This window comes from Polaromonas sp. UBA4122, from assembly GCA_002381615.1.
In the GTDB taxonomy this organism is placed as follows: domain Bacteria; phylum Pseudomonadota; class Gammaproteobacteria; order Burkholderiales; family Burkholderiaceae_C; genus Polaromonas.
This window is the reverse complement of sequence record DFWY01000036.1, coordinates 1-10,363: the sequence shown is the minus strand read 5'-3', so window position 1 is coordinate 10,363 and position 10,363 is coordinate 1. Positions and strand designations below refer to the sequence as shown.

Here is a 10,363-nt window from a genome sequence, read left to right as displayed (position 1 = left end):
GGAGGCATCCATAGCATCTCGGTCGAAACTTGCCGATCAGGTGCGATCACTGAATCCGCCCTGCTTTCCGGTCATCGGAGGAGCAAGTCATGACTGACTGTTCCGGGCACGATACCGATATTCAAGTACTTTACTCGGAGCAGTCATTGCCAGCGCCGATGGTCAGCGATAGTCATAGCCGCGATCACGGAAAATCCAAGAATTATGGCTATAACAAAGCCCATCACTCGACCCCAGCTTTATCGGCATTGCAGCAATAACCCAGTCTCATCATGGCCTTACCCGGCACGCCCCGTCAACTGCGTCAGCGCGTAAATGATCACCCCGACCAATCCACCCACCAGCGTGCCGTTAATGCGAATGAATTGAAGGTCTCTACCTATGGCCAGTTCGATGCGCTGGCTCATTTCGTCCTTGGTCCACTGCGCCAATTGCCCTTCAATGAACTTGCCAACTTCGCCACGGTGTTGGAGAATCAGCGAGACACTGCCAGATTCGATGGCCTGATTCAGCCATTCACGCAAATCAGCATCAGCCGCCAGGATCTCACCGACTTTTCGGACCAGCGTTGCCAATTGCGCAGCAATTACGGGGTCGTCGCGTGTTAAGTCTGCCTTCAGACGTAGTTTGATAACGCCCCAGATGCTATTCAACAAAACTTCCACCTGCGGACTGACCAGCGTTTCTTGCTGATACCTGGCAATGCTCTCATACCAATCAGGATCGGCCTTGAGCCGCAAGACGAAATCCTTGACCAAAGCATCGAATCTCTTGCGCAGGGGATGCTCGACATTGCCATGAACACCGACTGCGAATTGATTCAGGGATCGCATCCCACGTGGCACATAGGCTGACAGTCCTTTTTTGAGGATTGCGTTATCGATCTCGAAAGCACCGATCAAGAAAGCTGCGATTTGCGGCTTATTGCTCTCATCCGACAAGTAGTCGGCAATCCCCAGGAGCACCCCATCAAGCAGGTCCTGATGCTTGCTTTCGGCCACCAGTAGATCAGCGACCTTGCCTGCCGTTGCCGATACATCGAGTTGGCTGAGTTGCCTGCTGGCGGCCTCTCCCAATATCCGGCTGATCTTGGCATCGTCCAACGATTTGAGGAGTTTTTCAAAGGCTTTGGCCATGGTATGGCCGAGTTTTGAAGCAGTGTTGGGTGCCAGAAGCCAGGTGCTCAGCAGCCCTGCCGGATTGACTGCTCGCAAGCGTTGTGAGATCGCCTCTTCCGTAATGAAATGGTTCTCCACGAATTCGCCGAGATTGCGCCCAATATCATCCTTGCTATTGGGGATGATGGCGGTGTGCCAAATGGGAATGCCCATGGGGTGACGAAACAGGGCAACCACGGCAAACCAGTCGGCAATCGCCCCAATCATGGCGGCTTCGGAAAAGGCGACGACGAAGCCCAAAGCTGGGTGTGCGTGACGCTGACTTAAGGCCAAGACATAAATCACCGCCATGCCAAGTAACAAGCCTAGAGCGATACGCTGCATCAGTTTCAAACGCAAGCGCTGATGTGCATCCCGTGCGCTATCGAGTTGTTCTACGAATTGTTTTTCAGTACTCACACCCACTCCCCGTCTTGTCGGCATAGCGATCAGTGAGCCGTTGCACTTTTATGATGATCTGCTGACGCGCTGCGGCCAAGATCAAGCTTGGTCATATGCCACGCAAGACGAACACGAAGCCAAACCCAAAAATTCCAATTGGTCCAGCCGAGGCCGGACGTCTTATCTGGGGGGCAGTACTTCGCGAATTGAAATACGAAAAAACCAGCAAGCAATGCAGCAAAAAAGGCTCATTAATCGTTGCGAAATTGGTTGTGGCATGTCTTGCAGCTTTTTTGCACCTCATTGACGGCCGTCCGGATAATGTCTAGATTGCCGCCCTGTGCCGCCTTGACGAGCTGACTCACCGTGGTCCGATAATTTTCCTGAGCTTGTTTGAATTCGACGGGCTGCTTCCATACCTCGGGCTTGGCGTGTGTCGGCGGGTAATTGCTGTCCTGGGTGAAGTAAGCCCAGGGCTGCGTCGCCAGCTTTTCCAATGCCAACGCGCTGACGTTGAACTCACGCGGGTTGTAGTCTTTGCGATTACGGGCAACCATGCCCATGGGCTCCAGGGTGCGCATAAATTGCTTAAAAATACCCCTGCGCTTCGTGACAAGCTGATCGGGGTGGGTGTCTTTTGCGATGTCGTTACAGGCAGTTAGCGCAAATACGGTAGCAATGGCTATTAGAGATGACGATCTTAATATTGGCATGAATTTATTGACTCACAGGAAGACGTCTACGACACCAAAAAAGCCTTGGGCCGTCTCTCCAGAGGCTGATAGCTGCCCAGAGTACGCCCTCCAAGAGTTGCTGTGCGCCTCGCACGCGCGGATATCGATGTGCTGGAGCGGCAGTGGGGCGTATCCATGGATGTCAGTATTGGCCGCCTGTCTGAGTCACTGGTAAATTTTTATTTCTGGCACGCTCTATTCGGCGGCGTGTCATCTTCTTTGAATTTGTGCGAATGCACGGGTGGATGATACTTTTTTTCGCGGTGCCACCGGAGTTTGTTTGCCTCGCATGAAGTTGCGCACATGCAGGGCGACCAAACGTTGCGCGACTTCTTACCACGAATGTCCGCTTTTTGCATGCAGTAAGTGTCCAGAATGTTGCTGCCGACCTCATATTGACCATCTAAAGCTGATTGTGCCGATTCAAAATGACCAGCGTTACCACTTAAAAACCCCTGGTCATGCCTAAATCGGCATGGGTGGTCAATAGTGAGCCGGCAACAACACCTACATGGCTGAAAAGCGGGATAAATGGCGCATTAGCGCTAACTTTACATTTTTGGCGGGATGGGCAAAGTTAGCCATCAAGGAAATCCGCGCCTACTACGCGGCCCCGACTGTCAAGGAAACACAAGACCGGCCATTGGTGCAAGGCACGCACATGGACGAACTCATCGCGTTTGACTATGCGGGCCGTGGCTACCACCTGCGCTGGGAATAAACTGCACCACCAACTTCCCAAACTAGACCATACACCATGAAAACACTTCAACCCTTCCAGGCCCGCACGGGCGAACCCCTGGGTGCCCCACTGATGGCCTCCACCTCGGAGCAAGTCGATGCTGCCGCCGAAGGCGCGGCACAGGCCTTTGCCAGCTGGTCTGCCAGCGCCGGGACCACCCGCGCAGCGCTGCTGCGCGGCCTGGCCATCGCCCTCGAATCGGACCGCGGCGGCTTGGTGACCTTGGCCGATGAGGAAACCGCGCTCGGTCCGGTGCGCCTGAACGGCGAACTCGACCGCACCGCCTTCCAGTTGCGCCGCTTTGCCGACATTGCCGAGCGCGGTGTGCCTTTCGCCTTCACCGACGACCCGGCCGTGCCCGGTGCGCCGCCGGCAAGCCACCCGGCCATGGTGCGCCTGCGCGTGCCGCTCGGCCCCGTCGCCATGTTCTCGTCCAGCAACTTCCCGTTCGCGTTCTCCGTGCTGGGCGGCGACACCGCTTCGGCGTTGGCGGCCGGCTGCCCGGTCGTCGTCAAGGCGCACTCGGGCCACCTGCTGCTGTCGAACCGCGTGTTCGGTCTGGCGCAACAAGTCCTCAGCGCCCAAAACCTGCCGGCCGGCATGATCGGCATGATCCAGGGCGGCGGCTCCGATGTGGGCGTGCGTCTGGTGCGCCATCCGGCGATTGCCGCCGGTGCTTTTACCGGCTCGACGCGCGGCGGCGCGGCTTTGCAGGCCGAGGCCAGTGCGCGGCCGCGCCCGATTCCGTTTTATGGCGAGCTGGGATCCATCAACCCAGTCGTGGCCCTGCCCGCCATCCTCGCCGCGCGCGGAGCCGAACTGGCCACCACGCTCGCCGGCTCGATTGCCATGGGCTGCGGCCAGTTCTGTACCAGCCCCGGCGTGATCGTGCTGCTCGACGACCCGGCAAGCGATGCCTTCGTACAGCAATTGACAACCGCCCTGGCGGCGCAGAAGCCGCACGCCATGCTGACCCCCGGCATGCGCAGCGCCTTCGATGCCGGCGTGGTCCACATGGCCGCCGCCGGTGCGCAGCCCCTGCTGCACGAAGCGGGTAGCGCCGAGGCGCCGCGCCCCTATCTCGCCCAGGTGGATACGGTCAACTTCATCGCCAAGGCCGAACTGCGCGAAGAACTGTTCGGCCCATCCAGCCTGATCGTGCGCGCCGGTTCCGTGGCCCAGGTGCTCGATGTGCTGCACGCCGTGGGTGGCAGCCTCACGGTGACGCTCTGGGGCGCCGAGACCGAAAGCGACGAGGTGCGCCAGATCGTGCGCGCCGCCACGCAGGTGGCTGGTCGCGTGCTGTTTGCCGGCGTGCCCACCGGCGTGGCCGTCACGGCTGCGCAACAGCACGGCGGCCCGTGGCCCTCGTCCACCCAGCCCATGAGCACCTCGGTGGGCGACGCGGCGCTGGACCGCTTCCTGCGCCCGGTGGCGCTGCAGGACGCGCCGGCCTGGTTGCTGGCGCGCAAGGGACAGCCATGCTGAACCACATCGTGCTGTTCCGCCCATGGCACCAGGCACTGATAGCCGACCTCAAGCCCTACTTTGAATGGGCGGCGGTGGACTACACGCTGTGACCCCGGACGCAAGGACCGACATGACAAAGAAAACCTACGAATCACTGCGCAGCGCGCGCTGGTTTGCCCCCGACGACGTGCGTTCTTTCGGCCACCGCTCGCGCGTGATGCAACTGGGCTACGGCCCCGACGACTGGGTGGGCAAGCCGGTGATCGCCATTGTTAACACCTGGAGCGACATCGGTACCTGCCATGGCCACTTCAAGCAGCGCGTGGAAGACGTCAGGCGTGGCGTGCTGCAGGCCGGCGGCTTCCCGATTGAACTGCCCGCGATTTCGCTGTCGGAGTCCATCGTCAAGCCCACCACCATGCTCTACCGCAACATGCTGGCCATGGAGACCGAGGAGCTGCTGCGCAGTCATCCCGTGGACGGCGCGGTGCTGATGGGCGGCTGCGACAAGACCACGCCCGGCCTGCTGATGGGTGCCATGAGCGCGGGCATGCCCTGCATCTACATGCCCGCCGGCCCCATGCTGCGCGGCAACTGGAAAGGCAAGGTGCTCGGCTCAGGCTCGGACACCTGGAAATACTGGGACGACCGGCGCGCCGGCAAGATCACCCCGACCCAATGGCTCGAAGTGGAAGGCGGTATCGCGCGCAGCCACGGCCACTGCATGACCATGGGCACGGCCAGCACCATGACCGGCATTGCCGAGGCCATCGGCATGACGCTGCCGGGTGCCTCATCCATCCCCGCGGTGGACGCCAACCACATTCGCATGGCGGCCGACTGCGGCCGCCGCATCGTGGACATGGTGTGGGAAGACCTGACGCCGGCCAGGGTGCTGTCTCGCGCCTCGTTTGAAAACGCCATCGTGGTGGCCATGGCCATGGGTTGCTCGACCAACGCCATCATTCACCTGGTGGCGATGTCGCGCCGCGCCGGTAAGCACTGCGCCGTCAGTCTGGACGATTTTGATGCCGCCAGCCGCAAGGTGCCGGTGATCGCCAACATCCGGCCCAGCGGCGACACCTATTTGATGGAAGACTTCTATTACGCCGGTGGCATGCGGGCGATGATGAGCCGGCTGACCGGCCACCTTAAGCTCGACGCCATGACAGTCAGCGGCTGCACCATGGGCGAGAACCTGCAGGGTGCCGAGGTTTACAACGACGACGTGATTCGCCCTTTGGACAATCCGATTTATGCCGAGGGCGCGCTGGCCGTGCTGCGTGGCAACCTGGCGCCCGACGGCTGCGTGATCAAGCCCAGCGCCTGCGCGCCGCAATACCTCCAGCACACCGGCCCGGCGCTGGTGTTCGACGACTATCCCGCCATGAAAGCAGCCATCGACGACGAGAACCTTGACGTGACGGCCGACCACGTCATGGTGCTGCGCAACGCCGGTCCCCAAGGCGGCCCCGGCATGCCCGAGTGGGGCATGCTGCCGATTCCCCTCAAGCTGGTGAAGCAGGGCGTGAAGGACATGCTGCGCATCTCGGACGCACGCATGAGCGGCACCAGTTACGGCGCCTGCATCCTGCATGTGGCGCCCGAGGCCTACATCGGCGGCACGCTCGCGCTGGTGAAGACCGGCGATCTGATCACGGTGGACGTGCCAGGCCGGCGCATTCACCTGGAAGTGAGCGACGAAGAACTGGCACTGCGTCGGGCCGCCTGGAAGCCACAACCCAAGCGATTTGAACGCGGTTACGGCTGGATGGCCGCGCGCCACATTCAGCAGGCCGACCAGGGCTGTGATTTTGATTTTCTGGAAACCTCGTTTGGCGCGCCCGTCGGCGAGCCCGACATTTACTGACACGAAAGAAACCATGGCCCCAAAATCGATACTTTCGCTCGAGACTCGCGACAAGCTCAAGACCGTCAGCACCGCCACGCTATGCACGGCCCTCTTCAAGCGCGGCCTGCGCAATCAGTTCATCCAGGACGTGCACCCACTCAACCCGAACCTGCCCAATATGGTGGGCGAAGCCTTCACGCTACGCTACATCCCGGCCCGCGAAGACCTCAACCCCATCACCGTCTTCCAGGACCGCAAGCACCCGCAACGCGTGGCCGTGGAACAGTGCCCGGAAGGCGCGGTGCTGGTGATTGACAGCCGCAAGGACGCGCGCGCCGCCTCGGCCGGCTCCATCCTGATCACGCGCCTGATGGTGCGTGGCGCCGCCGGCGTGGTGACCGACGGCGGCTTTCGCGATTCGCCCGAGATCGCGGCCATGCCCTTCCCGGCCTACCACCACCGTCCCTCGGCCCCGACCAACCTCACGCGGCACCAGGCGCTCGACATCAACGTGCCGATTGGCTGTGGCGACGTGGCGGTGTTTCCCGGCGACGTGATTGTGGGCGACAGGGAGGGTGTAGTGGTGATTCCGACTCACCTGGCCGATGAGATCGCCAGCGAGGCGCTGGAGATGACGGCGTTTGAGGACTTTGTGATGTCGGAAGTGCTCAAGGGTCGCTCCATCATTGGCTTGTATCCGCCTACCGAAGAAAAATCCAGGAAAGACTTCTCTGTCTGGCGCAAGGCGCACGGGCGCTGAACGACCACCACCCACCAGCGCAGGCTGGCCACAACCTATGGCTTTGGGGTTCAGATCAACGGAAGATACGGTAAGACGTTCAGGTCTACTGTTTTTGGCGGCCCCTGTCGATGGTCGAAAAACAGGACACGGGGCTGTCCTGTTTTCCGTCATAGGCGACTCGTCAATCTGGATTAGGGCTGGCTCAGGTCGAAGGCATTGGAAAGGTCGCTCACGACCTTGCGTACACCCGGCAGTTTCTCAAGTTCAAATCGACGCGTAATGAACTTGATGATGGACGTTGTATCGTTGGGCGTGCTGTCCACATAGCCCTTCTTGGCATAGGGAGAAATGATGATCGCGGGAATACGGCTGCCTGGGCCCCAACGGTCAGCCTTGGGCGGCGCAGCGTGATCCCAGAAGCCGCCGTTCTCGTCGTAGGTGACGATGATGGCCATGTTCTTCCACTGGGGGCTGGCCTGGAGCTTGGCGATCACATCGGCGATGTGGGCGTCGCCCGACATCACGTCGGTATAACCCGGATGCTGGTTCAGGCTGCCTTGGGGCTTGTAGAAGACCACCGGTGGCAGGGTGCCGCCGGCAATGTCGGCTTGGAGGTCGGTGTAGTCCTTCAGGTGGGCCGCCCGTTCCGTCTGGCCGGCGGTGGTGGTCGGGTCGAAGCGGGAGAAATAGTTGAACGGCTGATGATGGGGCTGGAAGTTGGCGGCACCGCTAGCGCCGTTATAGATGACGGTACGTGGCGCAGTGGGGTCCTGGGTCCCATCGGTCAATGCCGTTTTCCAGGCGCCGGCGTACCAGACCCAGTTCACGCCCTTGGCGGTGAGCGTGTCGCCTATGGTCTTGGCCGTCTGGGCAGGCAACGCAGCCGCGCCGCCGGTGGCGGCCGGGCTGGCGAGGTGCAGGTCGCCTCCGGTTGCCGGCGCAGTGCCGCTAGGCTGGAACGGCGGCTGAGTGGTGTTGATGGCGTAGCTCAGGTTGGTCGTGGCGTCTATCGGCGTGAAGTTGAAGTCACCCTGGTAGACGCTGCCAGGCGCGGCGCTAAGGGCACTGGCAGGCGGGTTGGTCTTGAATGCCAGCATGCCGGTTGCCGGATCGACGATGGAGACCCGTCCTGCTGGCGGAGTGGCTGTGGAAGGTGTACAGGCGCAGACCAGCCAGAAATGGTTGAGGAAAGAGCCGCCGAAAGCACCCATGTAGAAATTGTCGGATAGCGTGTATTGCTGAGCGAGCTTCCACATGGCCATGCTGGAGCCGTCGTAGTAACCCATGGACAGACCACCGGCGTCCGAAAAAGCCGCAAACATATTGTTGACGCCGCCGTTGATCTGCATCTGGTTGTTGTAGAAGCGGTGCACCAGATCAGGCGATGTGATGCTCGCCGCGATGCCGGGTGCACCCCCTGGCTGAGCGGCATCGATACGGAAAGGTTTGTTGGGCAGGCTGGTGATGAAAGACCATGCGCTGGCGGATGCCGCGGGGGCAGAATAGACCGGCGGCAGGGTCGCGAGCACGGTCTTGCCGTCTCGGTCCAGCTGTTGGTAGCTCGCGGGTGTCGCATTGCTGATGCCGTTGGCGCCTGGGAACAAACCATAGAGATTGTCGAAGCTGCGATTTTCGGCGTAGATGACGACCACAGTCTTGATCTTGTCCAAGGTGTTCGTAGCGCTGGAAAGCAGCTTCTTTACGTCATCGCCGCCCTTCGCTGCCGCGACTGCTGCCTGGATTCGCTGCAGGCCATCGTCGGTGGCAGTACTCAGTTTGGCCTTGTCGGCATCGCCGGCTGCGAGGCTGTTGTAGTCGGAGAGCAGCTTGTCTGCGCTGACGCCAAGCGCTGCCGCAACCTTGGCCTTGGAATCGGCGAAGGACAGGTTGTTGGTCTCCATTTCCGAAACCACGCTGGTGGAATGGACGCTGATGATGCCTGGAGCATCCGTCGGCGCGCGCAGAATGATCTTGCTGGTGATAATCGTGGAGGTGTTGGTCGCCGGGTCGAAGCGGACCGCGCCGGGAAGGATTTCGGCAACCACCGGAGCGTTGCCGCCGGACAGGCTGTACTTGCCCTGACTGTCCGAGGTGCTGCTCGGCTCGCCGTTGTCGCAAGCACCGTTGTTGTTCAGATCAAGGCAGACCTTGGCATTCTGGAAATAACTGCCAATGACGGCGCCGTTGGTTACAGCAGAAGAGCTGCCACCGCAGCCGCTCAACATTGCTACGGAAGCGGTAGCTATGGCGATGAACGGCCAGTGATGGTACTGGTGTGGTTTCATGGAAATGTCCTTAGATTGGAGTTTTAACCTATGAACTTTAGAGAGGCGCTGTGAAAATTTGATGACAGCGGTGGATATTGATGTGCAGAGAGATCGTCGCGTTCGATTGTCTGCAATCGCGAACTGTAGGCAATGACCGCTTGTGCCCGGGGATCTGGCAGTTCGAGCCGACCGTATCAATGACTCCTTCCGCTCCTGTCATTCGAGTAGCAAGTCATCACTGGACTTGACCCGTTTCCACGGACAGTTGAGTTACCGCCATTACCTTGATGCGGTGCAGTAGGCCGAAATTGCGGTGATGGACAGCGAGAGCCTGTACGACGAGCACGACGGGGCCGTAGACAGCGGATACCCTGGACGTATAGGAAATGACATGAAAACACTATTCCTCATTCGCCACGCCAAGTCGAGTTGGGATGACACTGTATTGCCAGACCGAGACCGGCCATTAGACGATCGCGGCGAACGCGACGTGGCTTTGCTGGCGCACTAAACGATTGGTGAACTTACCCCTGTTGGACGTACCGCTTAGCCACTTCATTATGCGGCCTTCAATAGCTGTGCCGCGTGCCAGCTTTTCTCATACTGCATTGGGCTGACATAGCCCAGCGTCAAATACAGTCGGCTGTAGTTGTAGAACGTCAACCAGTCAACCACCTCGTCCATGGCTTGCTGACGTGTCTCGAACTTTCTGCCGTACAGACGGCCCACCTTCAGGCGTCCCCACAGACTCTCAGTGGGGGCATTGTCCCAGCAGCTCCCTTTGCGGCTCATTGAGCCTTTCATCTTGTAGGCCGTGAGCATGCCCTGGAACTCGTGCCCGCAGTATTGGCTACCGCGGTCCGAGTGGAAGATGAGACCCTCGTCAGGTTGGCGCCTGAACCATGCCATTCGTAGCACATCCGTCACCAGGCTGCTTTGCATGTGGGCCTGCATGCTCCAGCCCACGACCTGACGACTGATACTACTTTGCATTCAA

Annotated in this window: 9 protein-coding genes and 1 pseudogene; 6 read left to right on the top strand and 4 right to left on the bottom strand. The window is 60.2% G+C overall.

Translation table 11 applies throughout. The features are described from left to right. The first annotated feature begins 89 nt into the window (after positions 1-89). Positions 90-260: a hypothetical protein gene (locus tag B3F77_RS05485; RefSeq protein ID WP_293603991.1), complete on the top strand. Its 171-nt coding sequence runs from the start codon at positions 90-92 to the stop codon at positions 258-260. Positions 261-278: 18 nt separating this feature from the next. Here B3F77_RS05485 and B3F77_RS05480 read toward each other — a convergent pair whose 3' ends face one another. Further along, positions 279-1,577, bottom strand: coding sequence for a DUF445 domain-containing protein (locus B3F77_RS05480; RefSeq protein ID WP_293603990.1), 1,299 nt, complete (start codon positions 1,575-1,577; stop codon positions 279-281). Positions 1,578-1,810: 233 nt separating this feature from the next. Continuing rightward, on the bottom strand, positions 1,811-2,272 hold the full coding sequence (locus tag B3F77_RS05475; RefSeq protein WP_293603989.1) for a c-type cytochrome: 462 nt from the start codon (positions 2,270-2,272) through the stop codon (positions 1,811-1,813). Between the two features lie 102 nt (positions 2,273-2,374). Between B3F77_RS05475 and B3F77_RS05470 the strand changes: the two genes are divergently transcribed. From B3F77_RS05470 to B3F77_RS05450, 5 genes are all read left to right on the top strand, one after another. Continuing rightward, complete coding sequence (locus B3F77_RS05470; RefSeq protein WP_293603988.1) at positions 2,375-2,542, top strand: hypothetical protein; 168 nt, start codon at positions 2,375-2,377, stop codon at positions 2,540-2,542. Positions 2,543-2,804: 262 nt separating this feature from the next. After that, positions 2,805-3,014, top strand: a complete 210-nt coding sequence (locus tag B3F77_RS05465; RefSeq protein WP_293603987.1) for a hypothetical protein — start codon at positions 2,805-2,807, stop codon at positions 3,012-3,014. 36 nt (positions 3,015-3,050) lie between these two features. Beyond that, the gene (locus tag B3F77_RS05460; protein ID WP_293603986.1) at positions 3,051-4,523 is read left to right on the top strand and encodes an aldehyde dehydrogenase (NADP(+)); all 1,473 of its coding nucleotides are present in this window, start codon (positions 3,051-3,053) and stop codon (positions 4,521-4,523) included. 112 nt (positions 4,524-4,635) lie between these two features. Then, positions 4,636-6,375, top strand: a complete 1,740-nt coding sequence (araD, locus tag B3F77_RS05455) for an L-arabinonate dehydratase (RefSeq protein WP_293603985.1) — start codon at positions 4,636-4,638, stop codon at positions 6,373-6,375. Between the two features lie 13 nt (positions 6,376-6,388). Beyond that, complete coding sequence (locus B3F77_RS05450; protein WP_293603984.1) at positions 6,389-7,117, top strand: ribonuclease activity regulator RraA; 729 nt, start codon at positions 6,389-6,391, stop codon at positions 7,115-7,117. A 173-nt stretch (positions 7,118-7,290) separates the two neighbouring features. Here the strand turns inward: B3F77_RS05450 and acpA are convergent, their stop codons facing one another. Both acpA and B3F77_RS05440 read right to left on the bottom strand, forming a co-directional pair. Beyond that, positions 7,291-9,384 carry an acid phosphatase gene (gene acpA / locus B3F77_RS05445; RefSeq protein WP_293603983.1) on the bottom strand — a complete coding sequence of 698 codons (2,094 nt, stop codon included), beginning with the start codon at positions 9,382-9,384 and terminating at the stop codon, positions 7,291-7,293. Positions 9,385-9,924: 540 nt separating this feature from the next. Continuing rightward, positions 9,925-10,344, bottom strand: a pseudogene (locus B3F77_RS05440) (IS3 family transposase); the annotation flags it as partial. Positions 10,345-10,363 lie beyond the last annotated feature (19 nt).

Bases quoted from the DNA above. Each gene is read 5' to 3' on its own strand.
- B3F77_RS05450 (WP_293603984.1), top strand. From the start codon at position 6,389: ATGGCCCCAAAATCGATACTTTCGCTCGAGACTCGCGACAAGCTCAAG.
- B3F77_RS05465 (WP_293603987.1), top strand. From the start codon at position 2,805: ATGGCTGAAAAGCGGGATAAATGGCGCATTAGCGCTAACTTTACATTT.
- acpA (WP_293603983.1), bottom strand. From the start codon at position 9,384: ATGAAACCACACCAGTACCATCACTGGCCGTTCATCGCCATAGCTACC.
- B3F77_RS05475 (WP_293603989.1), bottom strand. From the start codon at position 2,272: ATGCCAATATTAAGATCGTCATCTCTAATAGCCATTGCTACCGTATTT.
- araD (WP_293603985.1), top strand. From the start codon at position 4,636: ATGACAAAGAAAACCTACGAATCACTGCGCAGCGCGCGCTGGTTTGCC.
- B3F77_RS05460 (WP_293603986.1), top strand. From the start codon at position 3,051: ATGAAAACACTTCAACCCTTCCAGGCCCGCACGGGCGAACCCCTGGGT.
- B3F77_RS05485 (WP_293603991.1), top strand. From the start codon at position 90: ATGACTGACTGTTCCGGGCACGATACCGATATTCAAGTACTTTACTCG.